The sequence below is a fragment of the Terrihabitans aquatilis genome (genome assembly GCF_052542005.1).
On the sequence record NZ_JBOCUO010000001.1, the window covers coordinates 701,873 to 716,177 of the forward strand.

14 protein-coding genes are annotated in these 14,305 nt (G+C 62.8%); 2 read left to right on the forward strand and 12 right to left on the reverse strand.

What is annotated here, in order from left to right; translation table 11 throughout:
- Positions 1–2: 2 nt before the first annotated feature.
- From ACQ6S1_RS03530 to pdxY, 6 genes are all read right to left on the reverse strand, one after another.
- Entirely contained in the window at positions 3–455 is a 453-nt protein-coding gene (locus ACQ6S1_RS03530) for a tripartite tricarboxylate transporter TctB family protein (protein ID WP_445039760.1), read from the reverse strand.
- Between the two features lie 105 nt (positions 456–560).
- A complete protein-coding gene (locus ACQ6S1_RS03535) occupies positions 561–1,526 on the reverse strand; it encodes a tripartite tricarboxylate transporter substrate binding protein BugD (protein WP_445039761.1) in 966 nt (321 codons plus the stop codon).
- A gap of 296 nt (positions 1,527–1,822) precedes the next feature.
- Positions 1,823–3,376, reverse strand: coding sequence for a 2-isopropylmalate synthase (locus ACQ6S1_RS03540; RefSeq protein WP_445039762.1), 1,554 nt, complete (start codon positions 3,374–3,376; stop codon positions 1,823–1,825).
- 267 nt (positions 3,377–3,643) lie between these two features.
- Positions 3,644–4,390 (reverse strand): NUDIX hydrolase, encoded by a 747-nt coding sequence (locus ACQ6S1_RS03545; RefSeq protein ID WP_445039763.1) that lies wholly within the window; start codon positions 4,388–4,390, stop codon positions 3,644–3,646.
- Positions 4,387–5,295 (reverse strand): PhzF family phenazine biosynthesis protein, encoded by a 909-nt coding sequence (locus ACQ6S1_RS03550; RefSeq protein WP_445039764.1) that lies wholly within the window; start codon positions 5,293–5,295, stop codon positions 4,387–4,389. The genes ACQ6S1_RS03545 and ACQ6S1_RS03550 overlap by 4 nt, the downstream gene beginning before the upstream one ends.
- Entirely contained in the window at positions 5,292–6,140 is an 849-nt protein-coding gene (pdxY, locus tag ACQ6S1_RS03555; protein WP_445039765.1) for a pyridoxal kinase PdxY, read from the reverse strand. Before pdxY ends, ACQ6S1_RS03550 begins: the two co-directional genes overlap by 4 nt.
- A 110-nt stretch (positions 6,141–6,250) precedes the next feature.
- Between pdxY and ACQ6S1_RS03560 the strand changes: the two genes are divergently transcribed.
- Positions 6,251–7,057: a hypothetical protein gene (locus tag ACQ6S1_RS03560; RefSeq protein WP_445039766.1), complete on the forward strand. Its 807-nt coding sequence runs from the start codon at positions 6,251–6,253 to the stop codon at positions 7,055–7,057.
- Positions 7,058–7,073: 16 nt separating this feature from the next.
- Here ACQ6S1_RS03560 and ilvC read toward each other — a convergent pair whose 3' ends face one another.
- From ilvC to miaA, 6 genes are all read right to left on the reverse strand, one after another.
- Positions 7,074–8,093: a ketol-acid reductoisomerase gene (ilvC, locus tag ACQ6S1_RS03565; RefSeq protein WP_445039767.1), complete on the reverse strand. Its 1,020-nt coding sequence runs from the start codon at positions 8,091–8,093 to the stop codon at positions 7,074–7,076.
- A gap of 82 nt (positions 8,094–8,175) precedes the next feature.
- Complete coding sequence (ilvN, locus tag ACQ6S1_RS03570; RefSeq protein WP_445039768.1) at positions 8,176–8,691, reverse strand: acetolactate synthase small subunit; 516 nt, start codon at positions 8,689–8,691, stop codon at positions 8,176–8,178.
- A gap of 92 nt (positions 8,692–8,783) precedes the next feature.
- Positions 8,784–10,550 (reverse strand): acetolactate synthase 3 large subunit, encoded by a 1,767-nt coding sequence (locus ACQ6S1_RS03575; RefSeq protein WP_445039769.1) that lies wholly within the window; start codon positions 10,548–10,550, stop codon positions 8,784–8,786.
- Between the two features lie 314 nt (positions 10,551–10,864).
- Positions 10,865–11,527, reverse strand: a complete 663-nt coding sequence (locus tag ACQ6S1_RS03580; protein WP_445039770.1) for an outer membrane protein — start codon at positions 11,525–11,527, stop codon at positions 10,865–10,867.
- Positions 11,528–11,686: 159 nt separating this feature from the next.
- Entirely contained in the window at positions 11,687–12,346 is a 660-nt protein-coding gene (locus ACQ6S1_RS03585) for an outer membrane protein (RefSeq protein WP_445039771.1), read from the reverse strand.
- Positions 12,347–12,446: 100 nt separating this feature from the next.
- Positions 12,447–13,343: a tRNA (adenosine(37)-N6)-dimethylallyltransferase MiaA gene (gene miaA / locus ACQ6S1_RS03590; RefSeq protein WP_445039772.1), complete on the reverse strand. Its 897-nt coding sequence runs from the start codon at positions 13,341–13,343 to the stop codon at positions 12,447–12,449.
- A gap of 64 nt (positions 13,344–13,407) precedes the next feature.
- On the opposite strand from miaA, the gene serB reads away from it, so the two are divergent.
- The gene (gene serB / locus ACQ6S1_RS03595) at positions 13,408–14,301 is read left to right on the forward strand and encodes a phosphoserine phosphatase SerB (RefSeq protein WP_445039773.1); all 894 of its coding nucleotides are present in this window, start codon (positions 13,408–13,410) and stop codon (positions 14,299–14,301) included.
- Positions 14,302–14,305: the final 4 nt, after the last annotated feature.

A 14,305-nucleotide genomic window follows, 5' to 3' on the forward strand; every position in this document is an offset into this window, starting at 1 on the left:
GATCAGAACCTCACCCAGGGGCCAAACAATTGCAGCGGAAGGCCGAGGCCGTAGGCAAACACGAGCACGCAGAACACCGTCAGGGTGATCGCGAGAGCAAACGCGAAGAGCGGTCCCGTCTGGCGGCTGGCGAAGGCCGAGCTGAACGCTACGATGAAGACGGCCGGCGCGAGCCCAAGGCCGCGGACACCGAAGCCGAAGATGATCGTGGCCGGAAGAATGAAGAGGAGCGCCCGCCAGGGAATGCCACCGAGCGGCCCGCCTTCGCGACCGATGGAGCGCACCGCGAGGATGATGCCGATGAGAATGAGGAAGCCGCACAGAACCAGCGGAAAATAACCGGGGCCCATGCGGAACGCCGTGCCCATCGGCAGATCGCGCGTGCCGAGCCCGAACAACAGGCCGATGAAGATAAAGATCAGACCCGCGAAAAGGTCCTTCCTGTTGACGACCATCGGACGAACTTTCCTGGTGTGACAGGTGCTTGAAGCGGTGTGCAGAGGCGCGGCCGCAGCCAGAGGAACAACAGCCCGCTGAAGCGGGCTGTTGAAAAGGTCACATCAATCCGCAAACTGGCCGGCAGCCTCGATCACCGGCTTCCAGCGGGCCACCTCGTCCTTCAGCTTCTTCTCGAGCGCTGCCGGGGTCGCCTCCTCGGTGGTCGAGGGCACGGTGCCGAGCGCGGCAAAACGCTCGATGACGTTTGGATCCTTGAGCGCCTCCTGAAGAGCGGCCGTCAGCTTGTCGAGAGCCTCCTTCGGCGTGCCCTTCGGCGCATAGATGCCGTGCCAGATGCCGACCTGGAAATCAGCCAGACCGGCTTCGGCAGCCGTCGGGATATCGGGCAGGTTCTTCAGGCGCTCCGCCGTCGTCGTGGCGTAGGCCTTGATCTTGCCTTCCTTGATCTGGTTCGTGGTGTTCGTGGTCTGGTCGCACATGAAGTCGACCTGCCCGCCCATCAGATCGGTCAGCGCCGGGCCGGTTCCCTTGTAGGGAACCGTAGTGAGCGGCGTCTGGATCGCACTCATGAACAGCATGCCGCACAGATGCGAGGCCGCGCCGATGCCGGCATTGGCGTAAGTGACCGTGTCCTTGTTGGCCTTCACATATTCGATGAGGCTCTTCAGATCGTTTGGCTCGAAGCGGGGCTTCGACACGATGACCATCGGCACATCGGTAACGAGACCGACATAGTCGAAATCCTCGAGCGTCTTGTAGGCGAGCCGGCGATAGAGCGTGTCCGCCGTGGCCATGCCGATGTGATGCAGCAAAAGCGTATAGCCATCCGGATCGGCCTTGGCGACGCGGCCCGCGCCGAGCGAACCGCCCGCACCGCCCACATTGTCGACCACGATCTGCTGGCCCAGATCCTTGCTCATCGATTCAGCGACGAGACGCGTCACCGTGTCGGTGGGACCGCCGGCAGCGAACGGCACAACCATGGTGATGGCGCGATCGGGGTAATCGGCAAAGGCCGGACCGGCCAGAAACACGGCGCCAACCGCCGCAGCAAGAAACCCGCGCATAGAACACTCCCCTGAATCCGGCGTCTTTGCGGTCAAAACCACGCGCCTCTTTTGCAATCTTTGGTCGAAACCGCTTTTTCTTCAAGCGCTTTGAAACGACCGAACCGTTTTTTACGGCCAGCTTGCCCGGGTCTTTGTGCCCCATCAGGTTGCACTGCCGAACGGCCACCATGTCATGGCCGCTCTCGTTTCCCCCGAAACATGCAGGTGCTTGCCACAGAGAAGGCTGGACGAACCTTCCTGAAACTGAAAAGGCCGCCCGAAGGCGGCCTTTGATCTGCAGTGCTGAAAGATTCTCAGGCGCTCATCACCTGCGCGCCGACCGTGGTGCGCTTGACCATCAGCTTGTTGAGCGCCGCGACATAGGCGCGGGCCGAGGCCACCAATGTGTCCGGATCGGCGGCCCGGGCGGTGACGGTCTTGCCGTTTTCCGTGAGGCGCACCGAAACCTCCGCCTGCGCGTCCGTGCCCTCGGTGACGGCATGGACCTGATAGAGCTCCAGCTCCGCTTCGTGCGGCACGATCTCGTGGATGGCGTTGAAGATGGAATCGACCGGGCCATTACCCGAGGCCTGCACGGTGTGATGCTCGCCCTCCACGTCGAGCGTGATGGTCGAGGATTGCGCGCCCATCGTGCCAGCGATGACCGTGAGCGACAGCACCTTGATGCGGTCGTCGGCCAGTGCGATCTCCTGATCGACCAGAGCCTCGATGTCCTCGTCGTAGACGTGCTTCTTGCGGTCCGCGAGCGCCTTGAACTGGTTGAACGCATCCTCGAACGCATTCTCGCCCAGCTGATAGCCCAGATCGGTCAGCTTGCTGCGGAAGGCCGCGCGGCCCGAATGCTTGCCCATGACGAGCGAGGTCTTGGTGACGCCCACCGAGGCGGGGGTCATGATCTCGTAAGTCGTGGCGTTCTTCAGCATACCGTCCTGATGGATGCCGCTTTCGTGCGCGAAGGCATTCCGGCCGACAATGGCCTTATTGTACTGCACCGGGAACGACGTAACGGCCGAGACCAGCTTGGATGCGCGGGTGAGCATGGTCGCCTCGATGCCCGTCGTGTAGGGCATCACGTCGTGGCGCGTCTTCAGCGCCATCACCACCTCTTCCAGCGCCGCATTGCCCGCGCGCTCGCCGAGACCGTTCATCGTGCACTCGATCTGCCGTGCGCCACCGGCGATGCCCGCCAGAGAATTGGCGACCGCCAGGCCCAGATCGTCGTGGCAATGGGTGGAGAAGATGGCCTGGTCCGCGTTCGGCACCTTCTCGATCATGGTGCGGAACATGTGGCCGTATTCTTCGGGCGTGGCATAGCCCACCGTGTCCGGCAAATTGATGGTGGTGGCGCCGGCCTTGATGGCGGCCTCTACGCAGCGGGCCAGATAATCGAGCGGCGTGCGGGTGGCATCCATCGCCGACCATTCCACATCCTCGACGAGGTTGCGGGCCTGAGCGACAGTGGCGGCGATGATGTCGAGCACCTGCTCCTGCGATTTGCGCATCTGGTGTTCCAGATGGATCGGCGAGGTGGAGACGAAGGTGTGGATGCGGCCGCGCTCGGCCACGCGGACCGCTTCGCCGGCGCGGGCGATGTCGCCCGGAATGGCGCGCGCCAGCCCAGCGATGACGGCCTTCTTCGAACGACGGGCGATCTCCTGCACGCTCTCGAAGTCACCGACGCTTGCGATGGGGAAACCGGCCTCGATCACGTCGACGCCCATCTCTTCCAGCAGCTCGGCGACTTCGAGCTTTTCCTCGAACGTCATCGAAGCGCCGGGGCATTGCTCGCCGTCACGCAGCGTGGTGTCGAAAATGATGACGCGGTCGGATGCGGTGGTGGAGGTCATTGGAATTCTGCCTTCTGGTCGGGCCCGGCTCTATTGGCTCTGGGCGTCGGGTCTGTCTTCTGAGCGGTGCACGATCCCCTGAGCGCCCAGGCAGAAGCCCGGCCGGCCCTCAGGGGCAGCTAAGAAGGAGACCGGAAAGAAGGCGCACGACAGCGGCGGTCTGATGCCGCTCGATCCCGTCGTCGATCATGATACGCGCCATCATGGCTGCGATCCCGTTTGCCTTCATCAATGCCGCGCATGACGCGACGTTTGCTGAATACGCCCTTATGCCGGTGCGGGCAAGCCATTGCGACATTCCAGAACGACATCGATCAGCGCGCGGGCGTATTCCATCACGTTCTGGCCCTCCAGATCGGACGGGCTTTTCACAAGGATCACGCGGTCGAGTTCGGGCTGCGGATCGTTGGCCTGATGGGCCGCGATCACGGCCTCGACCTCCAGAGCTGTCAGCGCGGTGTCGAAGCGCCGGGCGCAGCAGATGAGAGGCCCATCCTGGCCCACCCAGCGATGCTCGGTCGGGATGACGTGCGGGCCCAGGCCGGTTTCCTCGTCGAGCTCTCGTAACAGCGAATTTTCGAGATTGAGCCGGCCCCCTTCGACATCGTCGAGATCGGGCGTGCCGCAGGGGAAATAGACCCGCCCGGCATTGGCGGTGTGCGGCGCCATGCGGCCAAGCAGGACCGCGCGATCAGCCGTGACCACAACCGCCGAAGCAAAACTGTTGAAAGCGCCCGCATCCACGAAATCCCTGCTCAGCCAATATTTTAGAGCTGAATACGGAATCACGATGTGAGGCGCGCGCCAGATCCCATCGGCGATTTCGAACCGCCGCGCGACGAGAACCTTGCCGTCGAACAGCGCAGGCTTTGCCGCTTTCGCCTCGGCCCAATGCTCATCGATGGCCGCCCGATGTTCCTCCCGCCAGGGCCATGGCTCATCGACAAGAAAGGCGTCGAAACCCGCCACGGGGACGATATGCGCCGGCCGGCCGGAGGGATTGAGTGGATTCATGCGTTGATGCGGCCTTCGGAGACGAGGACCGCCTCACCCCCGATACTGGCGCTGTCGAGCCGCCTCTCCCAGACGTCGAGGCCGAGCACGATGCGGCTGGGCCGACCCATTTCGTGGCCTTGCTCCACGACGAGCGCGTGCTGCCCATCGGCAGGCGGCTCGAACGCCATCACCACGCCGGCGATGGCCGCGACCGCAGAGCCTGTCGCCGGGTCTTCGCCCATGCCAAAGCCTTGCTCCAGCATCCGGGCTCGGAAGGCGGCATCGGGCGCGACGCCACCACGCGTGTAGAGATAGGCTGCGCCCTCTCCCTTCCCGCCAAAGGCCGTCGCCCAGTGCTGCGGCTGGATGGACGCGCGACCCAGCACGTTGGCATCCCTTAGCGGAACGAACGTGAAGGCCGGACCAATTGCAAACCGGCTGGGACGATGAGCGTCGAAGCCGATCTCGCCGGTTTCGAGACCCAGAGCTGCGGCAATGATTTCGGCCGAGGCGGCCTCGCCTGCGGCAACGGGCAGACGAGGAAGTTCGAACAAAGCGCGGGCGTGATCGCGCGTGAATAGATGCACTGTGCAGGGCACCACGCCGACCTCTTCTTCCAGAAAGAAATTCAGGTCGTTGCGCGGCCGGGCGCCGTTTTCGAGGCCCAGAACGATGGCGGCCCCAATGGTTGGATGGCCGGCGAAGGACAGCTCTTGCGCGGGGGTGAAGATGCGGGCGCAAGCCAGGTTTATCGGATCTCGTGGCGGCAGCAGGAACACGGTTTCGGACAGATTGAACTCGCGGGCGATGGCCTGCATCGCCTCGCCGTCAAGCCCCTCCGCATCGAGCACGACGGCAAGCGGGTTTCCGCTGAAGCGCCGGTTTGTGAAGACGTCCAGCGTCAGAAACCGGCGCGACGTCACAGCGCCTCCGGCTCGAACCGGGTGGAGGGCGCCACGAATTCATCCTGCGCGACGACCGAGAGAATTTCGCGCGACCCGGCCTCCGCCGTCCGCCGCAACAAGCCGTAGACCGAGGACGCGGCACGGGCCAGCGCCTCTGCCGCATCACGCGTCGTCAGATAATGGACGAAGAAAAGGGCCGCGATGGCATCGCCCGCGCCGTTGATGGAGACGGGAAGCAGCGGCGTGCGCACGCGGGCCTTGCGACCTCGCTCCGACACGACGAGATCGATGGAGCCGAGCGGCGTGTCGGTGGTGTGGAGACTGGTGACCACGATGACGGACGGGCCGAGCGCATGCACCGCATCGAGAGCGCGCTCGAGCGCGACATCGTCCCTGGCCTCGTGCCCGGCCAGCATTTCCAGTTCGAAATGGTTGGGCGTGATGATGTCGGCCGCCCGCACCGCCCGCTCGCGCATGAATTCCGGAATTCCGGGGCGGACGAACACGCCGCGCCCGACATCCCCGATCACCGGGTCGCAACAATAGAGCGCCTCGGGATTCGCCGCCTTGACGTTGGCGACCGTGTCCAGAATAGCCTCGCCGATCCCGGCATCGCCCATATAGCCGGAGAGAACACCATCCGCCTTGCCCAGCACACCGCGCTCGGCGATGCCTTCGACCACCTCGCGGATGGCATCGCCGGAAAACACCTGCCCCTTCCATGCACCGTAGCCGGTATGGTTCGAGAACTGCACCGTATTGACGGCCCAGACCTCGTGGCCGAGACGCTGCATCGGAAAGACGGCGGAGGCGTTGCCGACATGGCCATACGCCACCCAGGACTGGATCGACAGAATGTTCATGCGCCCGGATTACTGCACGCGCATGGAACTGCCAATGCGGTGATTGGATTTAAGCCCGGCATGTTTTCACCGGATTGCGGATGCACGTTCGGCATGGTGCATGAGGATTGATGCCGGCGCAGTCTCAGGCGATTCTCTATCTCACCCACATCCGCAGCCGACGCGTGCTCGCCCACATCGAGCGTCTCAAGCGGGAAACAGCTCATCTGATGCCCGTGTTCGTCTGCACCGACGAGCGGCAATGGCGCTGCGACACCTGCCCCGATTTCCCGAGCGATTTCAGAGTGGACCCGGCTGATTGGGAGCAGATCGCCCCTGCCCGCGCCCGGCATTCACGGCATGGGCCCATCACCGATTATTACGATCTGTTCTACCTGCCGGCGCTGACGAGCGAACGGCTGGCCGAGTTCTCGCATATCTGGTTCATCGAGAACGACGTCGATTTCGCGGGAAATTGGAGGGACTTCTTCGAGCCAGCGGAGCAGTGCACCGCCGATCTTCTGACCACGACGATCCATGCCCGCGCCGCGCATCCGTGGTGGTCGCACTGGCGGCGCTTTCGCACACCGGATTGCATCGCTCGCGAGCGGCAATTGCGGGCGTTCCTGCCGCTAGCACGCTTTTCGCGTCCCATGATCGATGCTTACGCGGAGGAGGTTCGCAATCCCGAATGGAAGGGGCATTTCGAGGCGATGTGGCCGACCCTTGCACAGGAACGCGGCCTCACGCTCGCGGATCTCGGTGGCGAGGGACCCTTCCGCTGGGATGGGCCCTCATTCTATCGCAACTCGTTCCGCAAACGCTCGATGTCGCCCGGGAATTTCGTGTTCCGGCCGGCACGACGCGCCTATGTCCACGAAGACCCCGACGCCTTCGCGGAGAAGGGACAGCTCTACCATCCGGTGAAAGGCTGGTAGAGCTGCCCCGGTTGTCTTAGTTGCGCTCTTTGTCGACCAGCTTGTTCTTGCCAATCCACGGCATCATGCCGCGCAGCTTCTCGCCCACTTCCTCGATCTGGTGAGCGTCGTTGACGCGGCGGATGCCCTTGAAGCGAGCGGCGCCGCCCTTGTACTCCGTCATCCAGTCGGATGTGAACTTGCCGGTCTGGATGTCCTTGAGGACGCGCTTCATCTCGGCCTTCGTCTCTTCCGTCACGATGCGCGGACCGGTGACGTACTCACCCCATTCGGCCGTGTTCGAGATGGAATAGTTCATGTTGGCGATACCGCCCTCATAGATGAGGTCGACGATCAGCTTCACTTCGTGCAGGCACTCGAAATAGGCCATTTCCGGCGCATAACCGGCCTCGACCAGGGTTTCGAAACCGGCGCGGATCAGCTCGACCAGACCGCCGCAGAGCACAGCCTGCTCGCCGAACAGATCGGTCTCGCACTCTTCCTTGAACGTGGTCTCGATGATGCCGGAACGGCCGCCGCCGACGCCCGAAGCGTAGGCGATAGCGAGCTCAAGCGCGTTGCCCGACGCGTTCTGATGCACGGCCACGAGGCACGGCACGCCGCCACCCTTCTGGTATTCGCCGCGCACGGTGTGACCGGGGCCCTTCGGCGCGATCATCACGACGTCGACGCTCTTCTTCGGCTCGATCAGGCCGAAATGCACGGCCAAACCGTGAGCGAAGGCAATGGCCGCGCCGTCGCGAATGTTGGGGGCGATCTCGTTCTTGTAGATGTCGGGCTGCAACTCGTCGGGCGTAGCCATCATCATCAGGTCGGCCCATTTGGCGGCCTCGGCGACCGACAGGACCTTGAGGCCGTCGGCCTCCACCTTCTTGGCGGTGGTGGATTCCGGACGCAGGCCAATCGCGATGTCGGTGACGCCGGATTCCTTCAGGTTCAGCGCATGCGCGCGACCCTGGCTGCCATAGCCGATGACGGCGACCTTCTTGCCCTTGAGCAGATTGAGATCGGCATCCCGATCGTAATAAACGCGCATGAACTTATCCCCCTGACTGGATGTGCTGGTTGGTGTCCGACGCCGCACGCGGCGTCAAGTCTGAGACGATGGCCGCTGCCGGTTACATGCCGTGCGGGCCGCGCGAAATGGCGGCAACGCCGGTGCGCGAAACCTCGACGAGGCCGAGAGGCCCCATGAGGGCGATGAACTGGTCGAGCTTGTCGGGCTTGCCCGTGAGCTCGAACACGAAGCTCTCGATGGTTGCGTCCATCACCCGGGCGCGGAACGCCTCGGCCAGGCGCAACGCCTCGGCACGAAACTCACCCTTCCCTGCCACCTTGATGAGCGCGAGTTCACGCTCGACGGACGGCCCGCTGTTCGACAAATCGACGACCTTGTGGACCGGGACGAGCCGCCCGAGCTGGGCCTCGATCTGGTCGATGATCTCGGGCGTGCCGGATGTGACGATGGTGATGCGCGAGCGGTGCTTGTCCTGCTCGATCTCGGTGACGGTGAGGCTTTCGATGTTGTAACCGCGGCCGGAAAACAGGCCGACGACGCGGCCGAGAACGCCCGGCTCGTTGTCGACGAGGACCGACAGGGTGTGGCGTTCGATGCGTTGGGTGCTGGAAGACATGGAATGGCTTTCGCTGCCGGAAGTCTTGGCCGGACCGGGGATGGACCGGGCGAGGAAAACGGGCGCGGCAGAACCGCGCCCGCGAAGGACGATCAGACGAGCATCTTGCCTTCTTCGGAGATGACGGTGCCGATGTCCTCGGCGGCCGCGGCATCACCCAGCAGCATGTCGTGGTGCGCCTTGCCCGACGGGATCATCGGGAAGCAGTTCTCGATCTTCTCGACGTGACAATCGAACAGGACCGGCCCGTCATAATCGAGCATTTCCTGGATCTTGGCGTCGAGTTCGGCCGGATCGTCGCACCGGATTCCCTTGCCGCCATAGGCCTCGGCCAGCTTTACGAAGTCCGGCAGAGCCTCCGAATAGGACTGGGAATAGCGGCTGCCGTGGAGCAGCTGCTGCCATTGACGGACCATGCCCATATATTCGTTGTTGAGGATGAACACCTTGATCGGCAGGCGGAACTGCGCAGCCGACGACATTTCCTGCATGTTCATCAGAACCGAGGCCTCACCGGCGATGCAGCACACCAGCGCATCCGGATGTGCGACCTGCGCGCCGATGGCAGCCGGCAGGCCATAGCCCATCGTGCCGAGACCGCCCGACGTCATCCAGCGGTTCGGCTCCTCGAAGCCGTAATATTGCGCAGCCCACATCTGGTGCTGACCGACCTCGGTCGTGATGTAGGTCTCACGGTTCTTCGTGGCCTCATAGAGCCGCTGCACGGCGTATTGCGGCTTGATGATCGTTTTCGACGAGCGATAAGCGAGGCAATTGCGCGCGCGCCAGCTTTCGATCTGCTTCCACCAACCGGCAAGAGCTGCCTGGTCAGCCCTATGTCCGGCTTCCTTCCAAAGGCGGATCATCTCGCGGATCACATTACCGACATCGCCGACGATCGGGATATCCACCTTGACGATCTTGTTGATCGAGGACGGGTCGATGTCGACATGGATCTTCTTCGAGCCCGGCGAGAAGGCATCAATCCGTCCGGTGACGCGGTCGTCGAACCGGGCGCCGAGGCAGATCATCACGTCGCAATCATGCATCGTGTGATTGGCCTCATAGGTGCCGTGCATGCCCAGCATTCCAAGGAATCTGTTGTCGGAATGCGGAAAGGCGCCAAGCCCCATCAATGTGGACGTGACGGGAAAACCGGTCAGCTCCACCAATTCGCGAAGAGCCTGACTGGCTTCAGGACCGGAATTGATGACGCCGCCGCCCGTATAGAACACAGGCTTCTTCGCGCCGGCCATCAGCTCAACGGCCGCACGGATCTTCGAATCATCGCCCTTCACGCGGGGCTGGTAGGTGCGATGCTGCACGTCTTCCGGCCCCGTATAGGTGCCAGAGGCGAACTGCAGATCCTTCGGGATATCGACCAGAACAGGGCCCGGACGGCCCGAACGTGCGACGTAAAACGCCTCGTGGAGGATGCGGCCGAGATCGTTCACGTCCTTGACGAGATAATTGTGTTTGGTGGCAGCGCGCGTGATGCCGACCGTGTCGCATTCCTGGAATGCGTCGGTGCCGATCAGATGGGTGGGCACCTGCCCGGTGATGACGACGAGCGGGATCGAATCCATCAGCGCGTCGACCATGCCGGTGACGGCATTGGTCGCGCCCGGACCGGACGTCACGAGAACCACGCCCACCTTGCCGGTGGAACGCGCATAACCTTCCGCGGCATGGGTCGCGCCCTGCTCGTGGCGGGCCAGAATGTGGTGCAGCTTGTTCTGCTGGAACAGGGCGTCATAGATCGGCAGCACCGCGCCGCCGGGATATCCGAAAATGGTGTCGACACCCTGATCGGAAAGCGCGCGAACAACCATTTCGGCGCCGGTCATCTGTTCAGTCATGGCGTTATTCCCCGCCCTGTTCTTTTGCGCCCTGACCATCCTGGGAGGATCGATCGGGCAATAAAAAAGGGGCCTCGAAGAGCCCCTGCATGCGCCATCATTCACAACGGCCCACTGGCCGTTACGTCGATGGCGCTCCCGATACGATAATAAGCGTGCGCATCGCGCAGCCTCTCCGATGAAACGGGAGTTGAATAATCCCGCCAGCATCGATGGTCAAGAGAAAGATGACGGCGGAACGACATCCGCCCGAGCAAAGTAAAACCCCGCTCGCGGGTGCGAACGGGGTTTCAAGTGCCGACCTCGGGAGGAGATCAGAAGTGGTAGGCGATACCGCCGCGAACGACGCTCATGTCGTAGCTGACGTCAGCCGCGCTCACGCCATCGCCATCGGCCAGCGTGTAACGCTCGTCGTCGAAGTCCGCGTAGATGTACTCGACGCGAGCCGACCAATTGCCGCCCAGCTTAGCTTCGATGCCGGCGCCTGCGGTCCAGCCGACCTGGAGGTGATCGTCTTCAGCTGCGAAGGCGCGGGTTTCGGTGTGCGCAAGAGCGATACCGCCGGCGCCGAACACCAGGAAGTTACCGAAGGAGTAGCCGATACGGCCACGGGTCGTTGCGAGGGTGTTGATCTCAACTTCGCCCGCGCCGCCGCCGAAACCGGCGGTCACGTCAACGTAGGAGATCGAATTGTCGATACCGAACACCCAATCGCCGAACTGACGGTTGTAACCGCTGTAAATGCCGACGAGGAAACCATCGTCGTCCAGACCAGCCGAGCCAGCGAAAAGAGCGTCGTCCACATCACCGTCGACCCAGGAATAGCCGCCCTGGATACCGAGGTAGAAACCACCCCAATCGTTCGTCTCAGCAACCGGAGCAACAGCCGCTTCGGCCGGATAGACGGGCATGTCGGCTGCGAAGGATGCAGTGGAAAGGGCGACGAGAGCCGCACCGGCGAGAAGGATGTTCTTCATTGGGTAATCCCCGTGTTCAAATTCTGCTCCGGTTCTAACCCAAGGCGGGCGTATTCGCTGTAACTTTTCCGCAACAGCAAGGGGAAACCCGAAACTCCAAAAGAAAACCCCGCCCGCCAAATGCGGACGAGGTTCTCAATTTGATTCTGATCGACAGGATCAGAAGTGGTAGGCGATACCGCCACGCACGACACTCATGTCGAAGTCGACATCAACGACGACGCCATTGTCGGACGCGAAGCGCTCCTCGCCGTAATCGGCATAGAGATATTCGACGCGAGCCGACCAATTGCCGCCCAGCTTGGCTTCGACGCCGCCGCCGGCCGTCCAGCCAACGAACAGGTGATCGTCCTCGTCACCGCCGAACGCACCGAAATCGACTTCGCCGTGAGCGAGGGAGAGACCGCCGGCTGCGAAGACCAGGAAATTGCCGAAGGAGTAGCCGATGCGGCCACGGGTCGCCGAGAACGTGTTGATCTGGAAGTCATCTTCTTCGATGTCGACATAGGAAATGCTGTTGTCGATGCCGAAGACCCAATTGCCGAACTGGCGATTGTAGCCGCTGTAGAGACCGATGGAGAAACCGTCGGTGTCGAAGCCCGTGCCATCCGTGACGGCGAAAAGCGTCGGAAGAGGCACGGTCACATCGGAATCGCCGTCGGCCCAATTATAGCCGCCCTGGATACCTAGATAGAAACCGGCCCAATCGCTCTCGACCGGCGCCACAGCAGCCTCTGCGGGATAAATGGGCATATCGGCAGCAAACGAGGCCGAAGAGAGAGCAGCAAGTGCTGCACCGGCAAGAAGAAGACGCTTCATAAGATCAACCCCGTTTAAGTTGATCCATTATTAGATTGCAACCGCACTGCGCCGCTGTAACCTTTTCGCAACATATAGATGAAACCGCTCATATTACGCTTTATGCGCGCAATCGCTCATTGGCGCCGATAACGCGGTAATCAGAAAACCGATTGCGCATCCATGTCTGCTGCCGCTTGGCATATTGGCAGCTGTCGGTGACGGCCTGCACGATGGCCTGCTCCAGCGAGATGTCTCCCCGGAGATGAGCCGCCAAGGGCGCGACGCCGATGGCCTTCATTACCGGCAAAGACGGTGGAAGCGAACGGTCGAGCAGTGCCGCGACCTCATCCAGCGCGCCGGCTGCGATCATCCGCTCGAATCTTTGGGCGATCCGCTCTCGGAGATCGGCGCGCTCCGGCGTGAGAAGGACCTTATCGGCCTCGGAGATCAGAGGCCGTGAGGTGGTTTCCTGCCAATCCAGGAGCGAACGTCCGGTGCCGTCCACCACTTCGAGCGCACGGATGATTCGCTGGCGATCCGAGGGGCGAAGCCGTGCGGCCATGGCCGGGTCGCGGTGCGAAAGCTCGGCATGGAGCGCCGGCGCCTCCTCCACCCGTCCGCGCTCGCGCCAAATCTCGCGAACGCCTTCGGGAACCGGCGGCACGGGCGACAAGCCGCGAGTCAGGGCCTCAAGATAAAGGCCCGTGCCGCCGACGAAGATCAGCGGACGATCGACGGGCACGTCATCGAGCAGGGCGGCGACATCCTCCAGCCAGAGCGCGACGGAATGGGGCTGCGCACCATCGACATGGCCATAAAGACGGTGGGCAACATGCGCCTCATCCGCAGGAGCGGGCCTGGCCGTAAGCACGCGCAAATCGGAATAGACCTGCATCGCATCCGCATTGACGACGAGGCCGCCGGATTGCTCGGCCCATTGCAGCGCCAGGGCGGATTTACCGCTCCCCGTCGGGCCCGCGAGCAGGATAACGTGTCGATTGAGCTGATGGGACATTGCCTAAGGATACCCGAAAGGAGCATCTTCCACCTCGTTCCCCCACGCTTCCGTTAGGCCCGATGTGCTCCACGTCGTTTCGCTGATTACACATCCTGACACGCCCGTTCTAGACGACGTCCTGCTCTCCCGCCTGCAAACCGAACTGCCCGGCGCCCCTCCCTGGAAATGGCTTGCCGCAGGGATCGCGGCGGAATTCGAGTTCGTGCGGCGCGACGGGGACATCGGGGAGACATCGCAGGCCGCCCGCCAAATTATCGGCGAACGGCCGGTCGATCTGAACATCATTCCCTCTGCCGATCGGCGCAAACGTCTGCTTCTGGCCGACATGGATTCAACCATGATCCAGCAGGAATGCATCGACGAGCTGGCCGACCTGCTCGGACTGCGCGACGAAATCGCCGCCATTACGGAGCGGGCGATGCGGGGCGAGATCGCGTTCGAGCCGGCCCTGCGCGAACGCGTGGCCCTGCTGCGTGGGCTGAGGACCGAGGATCTGTCGCGGCTTCTTGAAGACCGCATCACCGACATGCCGGGTGGTCGCATATTGGTGCGGACCATGCGGGCGCACGGCGCTTACACGGCTTTGGTCTCCGGCGGCTTCACCATGTTCACGGAAGCAGTCGCCAGCCGGCTCGGATTCGATGAGCAGCGTGCGAACCGCCTGCTGATCGAGAACGGTGCTCTTACAGGAGCGGTCTCAGAACCCATCCTCGGTGCGGAGGCGAAGATGGAAACGCTGATCGAACTGCGTGAAAAGCTCGATCTGGCGCCGGATGCCGTCATAGCCGTGGGAGACGGCGCCAATGATCTGCCCATGCTGAAAGAAGCCGGGCTCGGCGTGGCTTTCCGAGCCAAGCCTCTGGTGAGCGCAGCAGCCGCGGCCTGCATCCGCCACGGCGACCTGACCGCCCTGCTCTATCTTCAGGGATACAGCCGGGACGAGTTCGCGGCCTGACGGA